Source organism: Paenibacillus sp. BR2-3, from assembly GCF_046529485.1.
Taxonomy (GTDB): Bacteria; Bacillota; Bacilli; order Paenibacillales; family Paenibacillaceae; genus Paenibacillus_AQ.
Genome location: NZ_CP126311.1, coordinates 13372 through 31178, shown reverse-complemented (window position 1 = coordinate 31178; position 17807 = coordinate 13372). Strand labels below are relative to the sequence as shown.

The 17807-nt window shown below is 48.2% G+C and carries 16 protein-coding genes, 2 rRNA genes and 1 riboswitch; of the genes, 2 read left to right on the top strand and 16 right to left on the bottom strand.

Annotated features, from left to right (window positions below; all coding sequences use genetic code 11):
- Nucleotides 1-36 precede the first annotated feature (36 nt).
- The 3 genes from PaeBR_RS00140 to PaeBR_RS00130 form a co-directional block, all read right to left on the bottom strand.
- A complete protein-coding gene (locus PaeBR_RS00140) occupies nt 37-1188 on the bottom strand; it encodes a ubiquitin-like domain-containing protein (RefSeq protein WP_410512949.1) in 1152 nt (383 codons plus the stop codon).
- A 289-nt stretch (nt 1189-1477) separates the two neighbouring features.
- Nucleotides 1478-1711, bottom strand: a riboswitch (cyclic di-AMP (ydaO/yuaA leader).
- 200 nt (nt 1712-1911) lie between these two features.
- Nucleotides 1912-2682: a TatD family hydrolase gene (locus PaeBR_RS00135; RefSeq protein ID WP_410512948.1), complete on the bottom strand. Its 771-nt coding sequence runs from the start codon at nt 2680-2682 to the stop codon at nt 1912-1914.
- A 55-nt stretch (nt 2683-2737) separates the two neighbouring features.
- The gene (locus tag PaeBR_RS00130) at nt 2738-4021 is read right to left on the bottom strand and encodes an HD domain-containing protein (protein ID WP_410512947.1); all 1284 of its coding nucleotides are present in this window, start codon (nt 4019-4021) and stop codon (nt 2738-2740) included.
- Nucleotides 4022-4332: 311 nt separating this feature from the next.
- On the opposite strand from PaeBR_RS00130, the gene PaeBR_RS00125 reads away from it, so the two are divergent.
- Entirely contained in the window at nt 4333-4587 is a 255-nt protein-coding gene (locus PaeBR_RS00125; RefSeq protein ID WP_036651645.1) for an AbrB/MazE/SpoVT family DNA-binding domain-containing protein, read from the top strand.
- 423 nt (nt 4588-5010) lie between these two features.
- On the opposite strand, the gene rsmI is transcribed toward PaeBR_RS00125, so the two are convergent.
- The 10 genes from rsmI to PaeBR_RS00075 form a co-directional block, all read right to left on the bottom strand.
- A complete protein-coding gene (rsmI, locus tag PaeBR_RS00120; RefSeq protein WP_410512946.1) occupies nt 5011-5916 on the bottom strand; it encodes a 16S rRNA (cytidine(1402)-2'-O)-methyltransferase in 906 nt (301 codons plus the stop codon).
- A complete protein-coding gene (locus tag PaeBR_RS00115) occupies nt 5913-6683 on the bottom strand; it encodes a tRNA1(Val) (adenine(37)-N6)-methyltransferase (RefSeq protein ID WP_410512945.1) in 771 nt (256 codons plus the stop codon). The genes rsmI and PaeBR_RS00115 overlap by 4 nt, the downstream gene beginning before the upstream one ends.
- Nucleotides 6684-6783: 100 nt before the next feature.
- Nucleotides 6784-7158 (bottom strand): DNA replication initiation control protein YabA, encoded by a 375-nt coding sequence (gene yabA, locus PaeBR_RS00110; protein ID WP_410512944.1) that lies wholly within the window; start codon nt 7156-7158, stop codon nt 6784-6786.
- Between the two features lie 29 nt (nt 7159-7187).
- Nucleotides 7188-7988, bottom strand: a complete 801-nt coding sequence (locus PaeBR_RS00105; RefSeq protein WP_410512943.1) for a stage 0 sporulation family protein — start codon at nt 7986-7988, stop codon at nt 7188-7190.
- A 152-nt stretch (nt 7989-8140) separates the two neighbouring features.
- The gene (gene holB, locus PaeBR_RS00100; RefSeq protein WP_410512942.1) at nt 8141-9115 is read right to left on the bottom strand and encodes a DNA polymerase III subunit delta'; all 975 of its coding nucleotides are present in this window, start codon (nt 9113-9115) and stop codon (nt 8141-8143) included.
- Nucleotides 9116-9133: 18 nt separating this feature from the next.
- Entirely contained in the window at nt 9134-9577 is a 444-nt protein-coding gene (locus PaeBR_RS00095; RefSeq protein ID WP_410512941.1) for a YaaR family protein, read from the bottom strand.
- 114 nt (nt 9578-9691) lie between these two features.
- The gene (locus tag PaeBR_RS00090; RefSeq protein ID WP_410512940.1) at nt 9692-10021 is read right to left on the bottom strand and encodes a cyclic-di-AMP receptor; all 330 of its coding nucleotides are present in this window, start codon (nt 10019-10021) and stop codon (nt 9692-9694) included.
- Between the two features lie 113 nt (nt 10022-10134).
- Nucleotides 10135-10764, bottom strand: a complete 630-nt coding sequence (gene tmk, locus PaeBR_RS00085; RefSeq protein ID WP_410512939.1) for a dTMP kinase — start codon at nt 10762-10764, stop codon at nt 10135-10137.
- Complete coding sequence (locus tag PaeBR_RS00080) at nt 10765-12348, bottom strand: aminotransferase class I/II-fold pyridoxal phosphate-dependent enzyme (RefSeq protein ID WP_410512938.1); 1584 nt, start codon at nt 12346-12348, stop codon at nt 10765-10767.
- A 203-nt stretch (nt 12349-12551) separates the two neighbouring features.
- Nucleotides 12552-12737: a sigma factor G inhibitor Gin gene (locus PaeBR_RS00075; protein ID WP_410512937.1), complete on the bottom strand. Its 186-nt coding sequence runs from the start codon at nt 12735-12737 to the stop codon at nt 12552-12554.
- Nucleotides 12738-13271: 534 nt separating this feature from the next.
- Here PaeBR_RS00075 and PaeBR_RS00070 point away from each other — a divergent pair.
- The gene (locus PaeBR_RS00070; RefSeq protein ID WP_410512936.1) at nt 13272-13469 is read left to right on the top strand and encodes a hypothetical protein; all 198 of its coding nucleotides are present in this window, start codon (nt 13272-13274) and stop codon (nt 13467-13469) included.
- Between the two features lie 66 nt (nt 13470-13535).
- Here PaeBR_RS00070 and PaeBR_RS00065 read toward each other — a convergent pair whose 3' ends face one another.
- The 3 genes from PaeBR_RS00065 to PaeBR_RS00055 form a co-directional block, all read right to left on the bottom strand.
- Entirely contained in the window at nt 13536-13949 is a 414-nt protein-coding gene (locus PaeBR_RS00065) for a hypothetical protein (protein WP_410512935.1), read from the bottom strand.
- Nucleotides 13950-14163: 214 nt separating this feature from the next.
- Nucleotides 14164-14280 (bottom strand): 5S ribosomal RNA (gene rrf / locus PaeBR_RS00060).
- 134 nt (nt 14281-14414) lie between these two features.
- Nucleotides 14415-17459 (bottom strand): 23S ribosomal RNA (locus PaeBR_RS00055).
- Nucleotides 17460-17807 lie beyond the last annotated feature (348 nt).

Genomic DNA, 17807 nt, shown 5'->3' with positions numbered 1-17807 from the left:
TATAGCTTATTGAACGTTAATTTGCAAAAAATCCAATTAGTTTAATTCCGGCTTCACGGGTCCAATCACATACACGGTACGCGATTTGCGGCCAAAATTACGGGCATTGCTTAGGGAATCATAATAGACGTCGATTTTGTTGCCATTGATGGCACCACCGGTATCTTCAGCGCGGCGGAAGCCCAATCCCTCGATATATACCCACCATCCCATAGGAATAACATCCGGGTCAACAGCAATTGTCCGGCCTTCCGTTACGCGCGTTCCGGAGGCGGTACGGGTACCAATGCCTGGCTCTTCCGAAGAATAAGCGGTCATCGAAACATTTTTAATTATTTTTTTATAGTTGAAGTCTACGCCTGCTTTGCTTGCGACGTTATTGCTATTTGCATTCGTTTGGACTGATTTGGAGGATTTCTTGGAAATTTGTACAGCAACAACGGGCTTAGGAATCGGTTTGGTACCCACGGCAATAATTTTATCTTTGGTTACAGTCTGTACTTCCTTGCCAACTAAACGCATAGAGGCAAGTTTTCCGTCTTGGTAGACCTTCTCGATACGATGGATCATTACACCTGGCGTGCCGGCCTGCGTTATTTTTACTGTACCCTTAGTAAGGGTGGGGTCCGATGTCTTGATGATCCGGAAAGGCAAACTTTCCGTCCGCTCTACGGTTTGCTTGTTGATGCGGATAATCTTGATCTCCATATTAGCGGCTACTGTGGTGTCTAACGAAGGGAAAATCTTATCATCGCCCTTTAGGTCAATGCCTATCTTGTTCATGGCCTGACCAATGGTGCTTTCGGTGGTATACAGTGTCTTGGTTTCTCCGTCCGCAGTAAGACTAAACTGCTTAGCACGGTTAATGACGATACGGTCGCCGTCCTGCAGTTCATCACTAAGACCTAGAGATAATTCATCTTGCGGCTGCAGCGGAATTTGTTCCTTCGCCAGCACATCACTTAGAAGCGATTCGCGGGTTTCCAGCGCCTGGACTTGCCCGTCTATTACTAAAACAATTTGTTTGCTGCTCTGACCATGTACGTACAGCAGAATTAATAGCGCGATAGCGATTGAAATCACGCCTGCAAGTGAAAGTACGCGCAAATTCACTTGTTCCCACCGTAATGCGTAAGACCTGCTGGATGATTGTGAATCATGGGATACTTCTGGTTGGAATACGCCCATTCTCTCCATCCTCCTTACATAGCCCCGTCGTCTACTTGCATAACAAGCTGACTGAATCTGTTCTGACGAGAACTATTTGAGATTGTCACAGGACACGCCTATAATTCCTTTTGCGTCTCCTGCTCATGGATCGCCTGCCCGGCATAGCTTCTCCCACACCCGTTATATAACAGTATGTCGGAAACATTCACTTTATTCAAAACAAAAGAAGCCTAAAAAAGAGTTCGATGAGGACTCTTTCGTGGCTTCTCAGGATGTCAGAATACGCGAGAATGTTTATGCACGAGGTTTCCTCTCTTACTTGCGCTTACGGGGTTAGCTGTCGGGTTCGGGCGAAAGAGAGACGCCCTATCTCAGGTCACCCGCTCATGGCGGTTGCCCTTAAATTCACCCCAAAGACCACGTGAAGAAATCGAATAAAGTCTGCGGCACTTCTCTTATGTACTCTATGTACGGTGATACTCTGCGGCAGGACAATATTGGTTCCCCCGTTCTCCATACGGAGACTCAGCGAGACGATTCATGAATCAATGGCTGTTTACAAATATCAACAGCTCACTGCACTGAAAAGATGATATCGTGTTTTGATGCATGTTGTAAAGTCCATTTCAAGCACGTTTACGTAAAAAAATGATTAAATTATTGTAATAATCGACCGTTTTTACATTAAAAAAGTTTAATATATCGCCTATACTCTATTTTTCGTCTACTTTGCTCCCGTTTTCAGACAATCCCAAATCGTTCCAGTGCGTTCGCATACGTAATTTCAGCCATTTTCTCCCAAGTTATCCCTTTAATTTCCGCCGCGGCCTCTGCTACAAGCTTCACATGTGCACTCTCATTCCGCTTGCCCCGGAAAGGGTGAGGGGTTAAATAAGGAGAGTCTGTTTCGATCAGCAGACGATCCATTGGGGTCTGGGCAAGCACCTCTTTCGGGACTCTGGCATTCTTGAAGGTTATGGGTCCGCCGAAGGACAGATGGAAGCCCAAATCCAAACACATTTTGGCAGTTTCCCAGCTGCCCGAGAAAGAATGCATAACGCCTCCGATTTCATTTGCTTTCTCTTCACGCAAAATCCGGACTACATCCTCATGCGCATCACGATTATGGATAGCAATAGGCATTCCAAGTTCACGGGCCATTCCGATCTGCTGGCGGAACACGCGCTGTTGTACATCCTTTGGTGAAGTATCCCAGTGATAGTCGAGGCCAATTTCTCCAATGGCTACCACTTTCTCATGGCTGCACAGCGAAGCAATCCAATCCAGATCGCTTTCTGTCATGTTAATGGCATCTACCGGATGCCAGCCTACAGCTGCATAAATATAATCATATGATTCGGCCAGCTTCATCGTGGTTGGAATCGTCTCCCGGTTAAATCCGATGTTGATCATCTTGCTTACTCCGGCTTCTACTGCTCGTGCTATGATCTCCTCACGGTCTTCGTCAAATTCCGGGGCATCCAGGTGAGTATGAGTGTCAAAAAGTAACATATTTTGTTCCCCTTCCTGCCTTGTTTTTCTATGAACAATTCTTATAAATTTTGTGTTATTTTCCGAATAACTCTGCGATCGATGAAGGCAGCTGCGGGAGAACTTTCTCCAGCTTGTCCTGCGGAAAATAAAGATGATATCTTCCACGGTGAATCCCGCTGATCGAGCGGACGATATCCGATACTTCCGATATTTCACGCAGCCGGTCCTGACGGTCAAGCAGCAAAATCTGTTTACTGTCAAAGCCCTCTCCCGGGCGGAATACGTCATACGGAAGGTCCGTCGGAAAATCAACCTCCAAATCATAACCCGGATGAAGCCCCACCCCTGCAAAGCTTAGGCGTATTTCGTCAATCGTCTCCAGATCAAGACTTTCCATTTCAACATATTTATACAGTTTACGATGAATAAATCGGCTGCACAAGTCACTTAATATTTCATCCTTTTCAAGCGTCCATTGCATAAAAGCCGTCTGCACAAGCGCCTCATCCAGCTGTAAATATTGCTCAACCGTCACATCTCCACGAAACAAATCATTCAAAGGATCAACCATGAATTGGAATTCATATTTTTCCTGGAAAAGCTCTGTGGCTCTCCGGAAGATCTGGCGCAAAATAATTTCTGAGCTGCGTGTAACGGGATGGAAATAGACCTGCCAATACATCTGATATCTGGACATCAAATAATCCTCGATGGCATGCATGCCCGATTCCTTCACAACAACCCGTCCATTATATGGACGAAGCATACGCAAAATACGGTCGATATCGATGGTGCCATAATTCACCCCGGTATAGTATGCATCCCGAAGCAAATAATCCATACGATCCGCATCAAGCGGGCTTGACACCAAATTGACAACAATAGCGTGCTCATAGGTTTTGGAAATAACTGAAGCTACCTTACGGGGGAAATCCTCTTCCACATCCCGTAAAATTTCAGTAATTTCAGTGTCCTCCAAAATGATCCGGCAGGTCCAATCCTCATGGTTCATATTAAAGGCTTCTTCAATAGAATGTGAAAAGGGACCATGCCCCAAATCATGCAGCAGTGCCGCACATAGAGTAAGCAGTCGCTCCTCCGGCAGCCAATCGCCATAACCACTTCGTTCGAACTGTGAGATAATCCGCCGCGTAATTTCATACACGCCCAGTGAATGAGAAAAACGGCTGTGCTCTGCCCCATGAAAAGTAAGATAAGAGGTGCCTAACTGACGTATCCGGCGCAAGCGTTGAAATTCCTTCGTATTAATCAAGCGCCATATGATCGTATCCTGTACGTGAATATAGTTATGAACCGGATCTTTGAATACTTTTTCTTCGGTAAGCGGCTGTTTCATCGAATCAGCTCCTTTATTTACTAATTTTAGTGACTTATTAAGACTAAACCTGTCTAACAATGTCGAATAATGACGAATAACAAGCTTCCAAATAGATTAACTAATTTTTACATTTATTCGGATGCTTGGCTTAAATATAACCAAATAAACAAACAATCATTTCAAAAAAACTTAAAATTCAAGAAAAAACAGGTTGACTGTTTTGGGAATGGTTGGTATTATGAGTATCATAAAACAGAGAACAATGTCGAATAATGACACTTTTGATTATTTTGATTATTTTGATGATTTTGAGAGGAGCAACAATTGTTATGATGAAATCAACAGGTATTGTGAGAAAAGTGGATGAACTGGGACGGGTAGTTATTCCGATCGAATTGCGCCGTACGCTTAGCATTGGAGAAAAAGATGCTCTCGAAATTTACGTAGACGGTGAGCGGATCATGCTTAAAAAGTACGAGCCAGCTTGTATTTTCTGTGGTAATGCCGAGAATGTAACTTACTTCAAAGGTAAAATTGTTTGTCACGAATGCATTTCTGCTATTCCTACCCCTGTGACAAATTAAAGAACATAGTATATAATAGGACTTATTAAATTGTTAATTCTAACCTTTTTTATATCTCCTTAACCTCCCGCTTGCGGGGGGTATTTTTATGCCAATTACCCTCCCAAACCCTCCCTCCAGGGAGGGCCCCAAGGGCTCCAGCCCTCTGGACACCCGGAATTTTCGGCTGAACAAGTGGGGGAGCGGAAAAAAGTGAGCAATTGGCGGGTAGACCGGTCCTTATCGGGCTTCCCTCGCGGGAACGCCCTCAGGACCTTCCATGCGAACACTGGTCACTAACAGGCTTCGCTCCTAAAGTGCTTAAAGACGCTCTGTGCAGGCACAATCGCTGCTCTCCCTGTGGGAATCGCCGAGCGCTACTGCTAAGGTTGCGTTTGAGACCGCTCTCCCTGCGGGAATCGCTTTACTGCGTACAATATAAGTTCAATCCTTTGGAAGCAGGGTGTTGTAGATTTCTCTTTTGGCAACGCCACGGTCGGACGCCACTTTTTTCATAGCCTCTTTTCGAGTAATGTCTGATGCCTCGTAATGGGCTAAGTGCTCCTCGATGCTAAGCTGCCTCCACCACGCGGACTCAGCTACTTCTGCTTCCTCCTTGCTCTCGCCTTCTAGAACAATTACGTATTCACCAATAGGCGGATGCTCTAGGAGCCATGCATTGCACTCTTCAATCGTTCCCCGCACGAATTCCTCATATCGCTTTGTCAGTTCACGGGCAAGAACAATCCGGCGGTTGCCGAACGCCTCCTGCAAATGAGCCAATGTCTTGAGGATTCGATGGGGGGATTCATAGAAGAGCAATGTTCCCTGTGCGGAGCGAAGAGATGACAATACAGTACGGATGTCTTTACGCTCCCGGGGCAGAAATCCGGCAAAGGTAAAGGTGGTTGTCGGCAGGCCTGAAGATATCAAAGCTGACAAAGCCGCGTTAGCACCAGGAATGGGAATGACCGGTATTCCTGCATTTATGGCTAAGGCTACCAGATCGGCCCCGGGGTCGGAAATGGCTGGCAGACCGGCATCGCTGACCAGTGCAAGATTTTTACCTTCTATTATATAACGGATTAGTTCAGGGCCACTCGCTGCCTTATTATGCTCATGATAACTGAACAGCAGATTGGGTGTGATCTCAAAATGGCTCAGCAATTTGCGGGTTTGGCGTGTATCCTCGGCAGCGATAATATCGCATTCCTGCAGAGTACGAACGGCACGGAAGGTCATATCCTCCAAATTGCCGATGGGTGTGGCCACCAGATACAGGGAACCGGATCCGGCCGGTTTGTTTTCATCATCTCTGGCTTGAAAGCTGCTTTGGCGTGTTAATGTCATTGTTTACCCTCTTTAGCACCATAATAAATATCCAGAATTTCCTGACAATATTGATTGTCCTCATTATACACAATCAGCGGAGGCTGCAGGCGGGCCTCGGGTTTGCCGTCACGTGCCGCTTCAATCAGCACCATATTCGCTTCCAGATGAGCTCGCGGATGAACAAAACGAATGGTTTTGGGCTCTAAGCGGTACTGCCTCATCAGGGTAATAATATCGACCAGTCTCTGCGGTTTATGAACCATACTCACCTTACCGCCTGTACGGACGAGGCGGACACAAGCCTGAATAACTTCCTCCAGGGTACAGCCAAGCTCGTGCCGGGCCATCGCCTGATGAGTATTGAGCTTCAGATCACTTCCGTTAAGCGGTATATATGGAGGATTAACCGTTATTGCATCATATACACCATGCCCTTCGGTGGTATAGAGCTCCCGCAAATCCCCCTCGTGAATGATCACACGCTCCTGCAGTTTATTAAGTTCTACGCTACGGCGGGCCATATCCGCAAGACGCGGCTGAATTTCAATACCTTCAATAGAAGCTTTGGTTCGTGTGGAAAGCAGCATCGGAATAACCCCATTTCCCGTACAGAGGTCAAGAACCCGGCCACGGGGCGGTACACTGGCGAAACGGGCCAATAGTACGGCATCCATCGAGAAGCTGAATACTTCATCGCTTTGGATAATACGCAAATCATGTGTCAGCAAATCATCTATTCGTTCTGACGGCATTAAAGGAACAGAGACTTCGTTCAATGGGTTCATTTTATATAATCTCCTAAAGGTTGTGTTAATCATACTTTCTGAATTCTTTCTGATCTTACCAAAAAAACCGTAGGCATGATTCTCCTACGGCTGGATATCCTTATTTATTCAGAAAAGACAGACAGAAGAGACAATCGCCTTCCGTACGCAAATGCCCAAAATAGACATTGCAAATATGGAAGCCTTCATGATACAGCCGGGCCAGATTATCATAACCTTCCCCGACAACCTCCTCCGTACCTTCCCCAGCAGCCAGAAGCGCTGCGGATTCCGTAGAATCTGCTGAAGCCGGGTCTAACGGTAACGGTGCTTCTCTTTTTAATATTTTGCGCAGCTGCTCATTCTCCAGACTGAGCCTTTGATTGGCTTCCATCAGTTCTTTTACAGTTTGTTTCCAATTCCCAAGATTGGTTCGCATGCTCTCCATTTGAGCTTCCATATCCTGCATGTGTGCAAATATATTTTTTTTCTCCAAGTTTCCACCCCGAAAGTAACCTTTATGGTTTACTTGACGACAACATCATCCATTGGAAGTTCTTTAACTTTGCCCACTTCAAACAGCTGTACATGAATTGTGCGGCTTCCGGCATTAATACCTACAACCTTGCCATCCCCCAGTGAGGTGATCACAATTTTGCCTACCGCAGGCATTTCTTCCTTCACACTTTCATAATTATCATGCTCAAACTTCAGGCAGCACATAAGCCGTCCGCAAAGTCCCGAAATCTTCGTTGGATTCAGCGAAAGATTCTGATCCTTAGCCATTTTGATCGACACAGGCTCGAAATCCCCCAGCCAGGAAGAACAGCAAAGCACACGTCCGCAAGGTCCCAAACCACCCAGCATTTTGGCCTCATCTCGTACACCGATTTGCCGCAGTTCGATTCGGGTACGGAAGATACTGGCCAAGTCCTTGACCAATTCGCGAAAATCGACTCGTCCCTCGGCCGTGAAGTAAAAGATAATCTTGTTGCGGTCAAAGGTAAATTCCACATCCACAAGCTTCATTTTGAGATTATGATCGCGGATTTTATTCAAGCAGACCGAAAAAGCATCCTTTGCAGCCCCTTTGTTCTCTTCCACTACGCGCGCGTCGGAATCTCCGGCGATACGCATGACTTTCTTCAGCGGAAGCACAACATCAGACTCCTGAACCTCTTTTTTGCCTACAACGACTCTACCATATTCGACCCCGCGCGCTGTTTCAACAATAACGCACTGATCCCGTTCAATCGGGAAATCAAGCGGATCGAAATAATATATTTTACCCGCCTTTTTAAAGCGGACACCTACTACGCTGTACAAAAATTAACCCCCTTGTATGCCGGTAAAAGGAACCCGAGCAGTCCGCTCCCTGATGATTCATGCTTGTCCTTCCTCATCCGTTAAACCGATAACTTCTAAGTTGAAGAGACATCCGGAGGATATATACTAAAGCACAAATAAATTATTACCCTTCAATGTTCCAAACGAATCAAAAACTGCTCCAAACAAAGCTGGGCATTGGCATTAAACCGCAGTTTTTTCTTGCTTTCCGCAGCAAAGTCCATATAAGTCACCCATTGTGTCGCGTTCCGTTCGGCGGCATGTCTGGAAATGAAGTCTAATTGATCTATAAAAACAATGCTTTCGTGTTTTCGGTACAGGAAGTAGAGCATATCTTTAAACCAAAGATGGAACATGCTGAAGAGGATATCCAAATGTTCACCCAGCCCGGTCTTGAACACCTTCTGCCCGGCGGTCGCCACCACAGAGCTTCCCTTGCCCATAGACTCCTTTGCTAATTGTAACATTAGATTTCTCATTTCTGCAAACCAATTCTGCTCTAAAAGCTCCCTGCAACCCTCTAATCCTGAAGTAAGTGAGACCGCACACCGGGCTAAAGGAGCTGAAACGCCCTCAACTGCCAAAGCCTGCAGCATCATTTCCGGATGCAAGGGGCTAAAAGGGATACGCTGGGTTCGTGACTGGATGGTTGGCAGCAAGGATCTGCCGTTATCTGAAATCAGAATGCCTACTGCCGGAGCAGGCGGTTCCTCCAGAAATTTCAGCAGACTGTTGGCGGCTTGTACAGTCATTTTGTCTGCTTCATCTATAATATAGACCTTTGGGTTCGATCCCCCGGAACGGTAAGAAAAGGCCCGCTGCAGCTCACGGATCTGGTCGATCTTGATGCTTGCACCATCCGGTTTGAGAAGCTGCAGGTCGGGATGATTACCATGCTCTACCTTTCGGCATTCCAGGCATTCCCCGCAAGCATCGTCCTGAGATTGTATACAAAAAATAGCCTGGGCAAACGTTAGCGCCGTCTTCATTTGTCCACTGCCCGCCGGTCCACTGAATAAATACGCATGGCTTACGGTTTCTTTACGCAGAGCATTTTGAAGCAGCCGCTTGGCATTTTCCTGGCCCAATATATCATGAAAAGGCATAAATTCCTCCCCGAACTTTTAAAAAGAAAGATTAATCAGCATGCCGCGGATTTCTCCAACCCGCCCCAATAAATCAATACGGCCCTGTTCACTCTCGAGCAAATTGTCCGCTAAAGACAGCAAAGCGGCGTCAATTTCCTCCAGCAGCTTATAACGCTTACCGCGTCCCCGGCGATCCCAGCCCCGGGTTTCCTTCAGAATAACGCCGCGCCGCGCCGTCTCTTCAAGAAATCGCTTAATCATCATCCGGTAAATGGTTAGTTCACGAATGGTCATGGATTTGGACAGCCGGTCACCTTGTACCTGTATATCCTTAATCTGGCGGGTCAGCTCATCACGGGTTGCCTGTTCTCCCTGCTGTTGGAATACATCAGAGAAATTTTTCTGCTTAACTGGCTTATTAGCGCCTTCCGTGGTCGCAAGATCACTTTTAAGGGGCCTGTAGCCCGGATTTATTTTCACAGGAATCTACCCCTTTAACTCAATTTCCTGTCTTATTAGGGTCATACAGCGCAGAAACGGCCGATATAGATCTATATTTGTGACCAGTATACCGTTTCTGCGCAGACACTCTTATTAATAATGCTCAAAACGATCAACTGGAAGCACGAAGACGGTAGCCCCGCCTACCTGTACTTCTACGGGAAGCGGCAAATAGGAATCCGTCGTACCGCTCATCGGAGTTACCGGGGTCACAAGCTGCTCACGGACCTTGCAGCTGTTGCGAATGACATTCAACACGCCTTCAACCTGACTATCATCTACCCCGATCATAAACGTGGTATTGCCTGCCCGTAAAAAACCGCCCGTACTTGCCAGTTTGGTAGCGCGGAAATTCGATTTTACCAGTTCGCTCGATAAACGGTTGCTGTCCTTGTCCTGGATAATCGCAATGATTAATTTCATCTTTGCATTCCCTCCTTAAAATATTGTAGAAACCTGTATTCTATATCCTTACATTATGACTAAAGGACCAACTATTATTATAATATATTCGACAAAACTCATAGAAAATCCTTTTATATCCTCTCTTCCAGCGTTCGTGTGATATCAAGCTCCACCAAATGAAGGGGACGATTGGCATTAATAACAACAATACGCTCAGGATAAGCCTCAGCTACGAGCTGATAACCCTCTCTGACCTTGCGGTGGAATGCCACACTCTCCAAATCCAGCCTGTTCACTTCCCGCTCACGGTTTGCAGCAATCCGGGATAAGCCGATCTCCGGTTCAATATCCAGATAGAAGGTAAGATCCGGCATGCGGTTGCCTATTGCAAAGCGGTTAATACTCCATACTTCCTCTATACCCAAGCCTCTGGCACAGCCCTGATAGACAAGACTACTGTCGACAAAACGGTCGCATAGCACGGTCAGGCCCTCTTTCAGCGCTGGCTCCACACGTTCTGCCAAGTGCTGGCTTCTGGAAGCTGCATAGAGCAAAGCCTCGGTCCGGGCATCCATAGCGGTATGTGCAGGATCCAGAATGATAGACCGTATCTTTTCGGCTATTTCAATCCCACCGGGCTCACGGGTAATCAGGTAAGGCATGGATCTGTTTTGTAAATAGGCAGCCAGTCTTCCCATCACAGTTGTCTTTCCCGATCCTTCGCCACCTTCTAATGTAATAAATAATCCTTCGCGGGCCACTTATGCCTCTCCGCCTTTCTGAATGTTGTACACCATTATAGTCTGTAAAGCCGGATCAGCACTTGCCTGAAACTTGGCCCCCGCGCGTGCTAAAGCTATTAATCTGCTGCATATCCCACTGGTTATGGTCTCACCGGGGTACAAAAGCGGAATTCCAGGGGGGTAAGGAACCACCATTTCGGCCGCCATTCTGCCCACACTGTCCGCAAGGTTGATGCTTTCCTTCTCTCCGGCAGCCACTGGCTTCAAAGAAAAGGTTATTGGAGCTGAGATGACATTTTCCTTGTAATTGTTCCACGTGGAAATATGAATATCAAAGGAGTCCGGCCGTTCTGACAACGTAGAGGTTTGTGCATCATAAACAGGCGATGTGTCCCCAGCAGGAAAGATTGATTCTACTATGGATACAGCTTCAGTCTTCATATCCATATCCCGCAGCGCCTCCAGCAGCTGAAAAGCATCTTCAGCCCGGGAGCCAAGGCTGAAGAGGAGCACAACATGCCGTTCGTCGCTCATCTCCGGCACACACCCCCGGTCTTCGAGCCCGCGCTGCAGCTCGAACCCGCTCAGGACCCCGGTGGCGTCATAAATGACAGCCTTGAACGGGTCCTGTGTCACATACGCCGCCCCTCCCTGCGGTGGTGGAGGCTGAAGCAGGCCATAGCGCGGCAGCTCCGTAAGGCCGCGCCGCAGGATGTCCACGGCGGCAAGCCCCGCCGTGAAGGCCGCGGCCCCCTGGCTGTGCACCAGCCGCCGGGCCAGATCGAGCGAAGCCATCACCGGGTATGATGGGCTGGAGCTCTGCACCATGGCGAGCCGCTGCCGCAGCAGGGCGCGGTCGAGCCGCGGCCCTTGAATATGCAGCATGGCGCCCATGGTGAGCGCAGGCAGCATCTTGTGCGTGGACTGCACTACGCCGTCCGCGCCGCTCCTGAGCGCCCCGGCGGGCAGCGCGGGGTGCAGCCCGTAATGCGCCCCGTGGGCCTCGTCAACCAGCAGCGGTACACCGCTGCTGTGGCAGGCCTCCGCGAGGGGCGCAAGGTCATTGCCCATGCCGTAGTAATTCGGCATGGTTACCAGGACGCCGGCGGCATCAGGGTAGGCTGCCAACGCAGCCTGCACCGTTTCTACCGCCGGAGCAACGGCAAGGCCGCTGCCTGGGTCAAGCTGCGGCTCCAGAAATACCGCCTTCACCCCAGCCAGCATTAATCCATGAATCACCGATTTATGCACATTCCGCTGCAGCAGTAAGGTCATTCCCGGTTCGGGGCATACCGTCAGAATAAGTGCCAAATTCCCGGCTGTGCTCCCCCCTACCATAAAAAAGCTTTCTTCCGACCCAAAGCAGTCAGCCGCCAGCTCCTGCGCTTCCTTAATCACTCCTTCCGGGTGATGCAGATCATCTGTACCGGTAATCTCCGTGACGTCAGCCCTCATAACCTCGCTAAGAAAGCCTGCACCCGCAGCGCCGCCGTAAGCGCGCCCGTTTTTGTGCCCAGGTACATGATAAGAAGTATTACCCTTATCTTTATATTGTTCCAGCATTTCATATAAAGGCGCAGTATTGCGCTGTTCATCGTTCATTTTTTTTCCTTCCAGGACAGGCTTATCTTCTATTTTAACGCATATACGTGCAATCGCCTATGCCTCAATAGAAAACCGCCTAATTAACGATAAAACGGCTCCGCCCGCCGGAAGGACGGTGAAGCCATTTATGGAACAACTCTTTGTATAAGCCATGTGACACCGTTTTCCCCACCACCTGCTCTTTTTTCACTGTAAATGCATCAGGCGTTCTTCTGCAGTCCAATCTTCTTCATGCGGCCGATGAAAAAACGGTATTTCGCATCCTCCGCCTCCGTACGCACCATCTCAGCCTCACAATCCTCGCAAATAAAATGCGAGACAATCACAATGCCTTCCTCTTTTATCTGCCCGCAAATGATACAAGTTTGCCCGGTTTGTTCTTCCATAGCCATCCCCACCTTGACTCTTTTAAGAACAGTATGATACACCTTCTATCATTTTAAACCCTTTCATAGTTTTTTCATATCCTAGGTTAACCTAAATTATATATATTCAGTTAATGCCCGGTCGGTGATTTTCGGTTTCCGTTTAACAAAATGCCTCAAAAAGCCGATATTAGGTACAAGGCAACTTGTTAGGAGGTCAGTTTTTTCATGGAATCCAAACCCAAAGGTACAGCAACTTTTTATCAATATAAGCTTATTCAAAAAATCAATATCTCAACTAGGCAGCTGAGAATATATATTACGCTTCCTCTTTTGTTTATTATATTAGAAACCCTTTTTCTCTCCCGGTTAAGCTTCTTGTACTTTATCCTAGCAGCTCCGGTTGTTTTTTGGATTCAGTATGTCATCTCACGCTCGGTGCTTCTTATAACGGGAAACCCAGTCGCAAAAAGATGGAAGCCCTCGCTTAAGCCCCCTTGGGTAGGTTATATGCCTGATCAATATATCAGTTACAGACTTTTCCGGAGAGTTCAAATGCATAATTTCTGGATCGGCCTATGTATATCCGCGCTCTTCATTGTCTGGGCCCCGCCTGCTTTTACCGTGTCGCTGGCTGCGTGCCACTTATGGCTGCTGCTGCCGCGCTGGTACACCCTTTTCCGGCTAAATCTCGGACATGAGCAGGGAATGCTGAAGTTTAATCCTGCCGATGCCTCCTATTACTCTCAGTAAATAATCAACTGTACATACATATCTATAAATAAATAAATAATCGCCATCCGAATGGACGGCGATTATTTATTTACTTTCCAGTCCTTTTATGGAGGCCTTCTTTTCCTTCGGTACCATTACTATAAAATAGTCGTCATGTACAGATATATGAACATTCAGCCCATCCTTTTCAAAAACCCGGGAAGCTCCGGTCTCTTCCTTCTCCTGCTCGCTCCATCCCCAAGCCTTAATCGTTTTAAGATAAGGTTCAGGAATACTATCCTTTTCCTTCAGGCCGGGTAAAGAGTAGCGCACATAGTCCATGGCTACATTGGTCGTAGTCCGATCCGGGGAGTTAGCCTCCTTCGGTACCGGAAAGCTTTTCTCATTCAGTGCACCCTCAAACGACTGCCAGGAGAGTTCTTTGGTCCCGCAGCCAGCCAGTAGCCCCATAACTATACAAAGAATGAAAAGCGTCCAAAACCCTTTGGTTCGCTTCATACCTTAAATCCTCCTTACCTCTACCATGCATCTAAAGACGCAAGAAAATTCAAAATCAGAATTTATCTGTAGTTCATTCGTATTAAGGTTATGCTTAATATTTGCACATTTCTATTATACTTATATCTATAGCCCTGTCGGTAACAAAAATGTCACCCTATTTTACAAGATACAAAAAAGCCACTGTCAAATGAATCAACAGTGGCTTTCATGTGCTTGGCAACGTCCTACTCTCCCAGGACCCTTCGGTCCAAGTACCATCGGCGCTGGAGGTCTTAACGGTCGTGTTCGGGATGGGTACGCGTGGAACCCCTCCGCTATCGCCACCAAACATGATTTTTCGAAGCTTATGCTTCTCGAAATCGCTGCGAGAAAATATCAGTCCTTAGAAAGAACATGCAGCTTATGGGGTGCAGGCTTGATCGCCTGAAAACTGAATCCGAAACGAATTTGCGCGATTAGATCTTGGATAAGCCCTCGACCGATTAGTATTGGTCAGCTCCATGCATTGCTGCACTTCCACCTCCAACCTATCTACCTCGTCGTCTTCAAGGGGTCTTACATACTGGGAAATCTCATCTTGAGGGGGGCTTCACGCTTAGATGCTTTCAGCGCTTATCCCGTCCGTACGTAGCTACTCAGCCATGCTCCTGGCGGAACAACTGATGCACCAGCGGTACGTCCATCCCGGTCCTCTCGTACTAAGGACAGCTCCTCTCAAATTTCCTGCGCCCACGACAGATAGGGACCGAACTGTCTCACGACGTTCTGAACCCAGCTCGCGTACCGCTTTAATGGGCGAACAGCCCAACCCTTGGGACCTACTTCAGCCCCAGGATGCGATGAGCCGACATCGAGGTGCCAAACCTCCCCGTCGATGTGGACTCTTGGGGGAGATAAGCCTGTTATCCCCAGGGTAGCTTTTATCCGTTGAGCGATGGCCCTTCCATGCGGTACCACCGGATCACTAAGTCCGACTTTCGTCCCTGCTCGACTTGTTGGTCTCGCAGTCAAGCTCCCTTATGCCTTTGCACTCTTCGAATGATTTCCAACCATTCTGAGGGAACCTTGGAACGCCTCCGTTACTCTTTAGGAGGCGACCGCCCCAGTCAAACTGCCCGCCTGACACGGTCCCCGTACCCGTTTAGGGTACCAGGTTAGAACCTAGATACGATCAGGGTGGTATCCCAACGTCGCCTCTGCAGAAGCTTGCGCTCCTGCTTCCCTGGCTCCCACCTATCCTGTACAGATCGTACCCAAATTCAATATCAAGCTGCAGTAAAGCTCCATGGGGTCTTTCCGTCTTGTCGCGGGTAACCTGCATCTTCACAGGTATTAAAATTTCACCGGATCTCTCGTTGAGACAGCGCCCAAGTCGTTACGCCATTCGTGCGGGTCAGAATTTACCTGACAAGGAATTTCGCTACCTTAGGACCGTTATAGTTACGGCCGCCGTTTACTGGGGCTTCGGTTCACAGCTTCGGATTGCTCCTAACCGCTCCCCTTAACCTTCCAGCACCGGGCAGGCGTCAGCCCGTATACTTCGCCTTGCGGCTTCGCACAGACCTGTGTTTTTGCTAAACAGTCGCTTGGGCCTTTTCACTGCGGCCCCCTCGTGCTATTCACACTACCGGGGCACCCCTTCTCCCGAAGTTACGGGGTCATTTTGCCGAGTTCCTTAACGAGAGTTCTTCCGCGCGCCTTAGAATTCTCTTCTCGCCTACCTGTGTCGGTTTGCGGTACGGGCACCTTCTCCTGGCTAGAGGCTTTTCTTGGCAGTGTGAGATCATGACCTTCGCTACTGTAATTTTCGCTCCCCATCACAGCCCAGCCTTAATGATGTGCGGATTTGCCTGCACATCAGCCTCACTGCTTAGACGGACATCCATCAGTCCGCGTCACTACCCTCCTGCGTCACCCCATCGCTCATAGCGGATTACGGTGGTACAGTAATTTCAAACTGTTGTCCTTCGACTACGCCTTTCGGCCTCGCCTTAGGTCCCGACTTACCCTGAGCGGACGAACCTTCCTCAGGAAACCTTGGGCTTTCGGCGGATCAGATTCTCACTGATCTTTTCGTTACTCATACCGGCATTCTCACTTGTATGCTGTCCAGCGCTCCTTACGGTACACCTTCAACCCACATACAACGCTCCCCTACCCCAGGATCGACTTCACTCCAGCTTCGAAGTGTGCTTATCCCTAGAAGCATTTAGCCCTCATCTTTTCAAATGATTTCAGGCATAAATGTCTACTCTGATAAACACCGCTCAAAGAAGCAGTGAAGTCGATCCTAGCCATAGCTTCGGTGGTGTGTTTAGCCCCGTTACATTTTCGGCGCAGAGTCACTCGACCAGTGAGCTATTACGCACTCTTTCAATGGTGGCTGCTTCTAAGCCAACATCCTGGTTGTCTGTGCAACTCCACATCCTTTCCCACTTAACACACACTTGGGGACCTTAGCTGATGGTCTGGGCTGTTTCCCTTTTGACAATGGATCTTAGCACTCACTGTCTGACTCCCGGCAATAAGTAGATGGCATTCGGAGTTTGACTGATCTTGGTAACCCTTGCGGGCCCCGCAACCAATCAGTGCTCTACCTCCATTACTCTTGTGCCGAGGCTAGCCCTAAAGCTATTTCGGGGAGAACCAGCTATCTCCGAGTTCGATTGGAATTTCTCCGCTACCCCCACCTCATCCCCGCATTTTTCAACATGCGTGGGTTCGGGCCTCCAGTGCGTGTTACCGCACCTTCACCCTGGACAGGGGTAGATCACACGGTTTCGGGTCTACGTCCACATACTATATCGCCCTATTCAGACTCGCTTTCGCTGCGGCTCCGGCTTCTCACCTTAACCTTGCATGTTAAACGTAACTCGCCGGTTCATTCTACAAAAGGCACGCCATCACCCATAAACAGGGCTCTGACTTTTTGTAAGCACACGGTTTCAGGTTCTATTTCACTCCCCTTCCGGGGTGCTTTTCACCTTTCCCTCACGGTACTGTTTCACTATCGGTCGCCAGGTAGTATTTAGCCTTAGCAGATGGTCCTGCTGGATTCATACGGGGTTTCACGTGCCCCGCACTACTCGGGATCCGTCTCGGAGAGAACACAGTTTAGGTTACAGGGCTTTTACCTTGTGTAGCGGGCCTTTCCAGACCTCTTCACCTACCAGATTCCTTTGTAACTCCATGTGAGACGTCCCACAACCCCCAGGCGATAAATCGCCCAAGTTTAGGCTGTTCCGCGTTCGCTCGCCGCTACTGACGGAATCACTATTGTTTTCTCTTCCTCAGGGTACTTAGATGTTTCAGTTCCCCTGGTCTGCCTCTATCTCTCCTATGTGTTCAGAGAGAAGTAACTGCGAATTACCACAGCTGGGTTTCCCCATTCGGACACCCCCGGATCAAAGCTTGCTTACAGCTCCCCGAGGCAGTTTCGTTGTTCGCCACGTCCTTCGTCGGCTCCTGGCGCCTAGGCATCCTCCGTGTGCTCTTATTAGCTTAACCTCGATTTTTTCCGTAGGAAAAATATCGGACATTGATTCTCTTCCGAAGAAGAAAGTCAATCTTCGACACTCCATTAAGAAGCAATCGTATCAACTAATAACATTCACTTGTTTGCACAAGTGTGCTAAAAGATGTTCTAAAACGCAAATTCGTTTCGGTATCCAGTTTTCAAGGATCAAGTTTGTGGATTTTTGGGTCGAGCACGACTGTGCCGATCAAAATTCCAGACTAGATGTTACGTTTGAGAGCTTAAACTCTCAAAACTGAGCAACGAGTGAGTGGTTCGAACCCAAGGGTCCTTATCGAAGCTTGCGCTTCGTATTTGAATGTCACCATTGCAGGTGACGA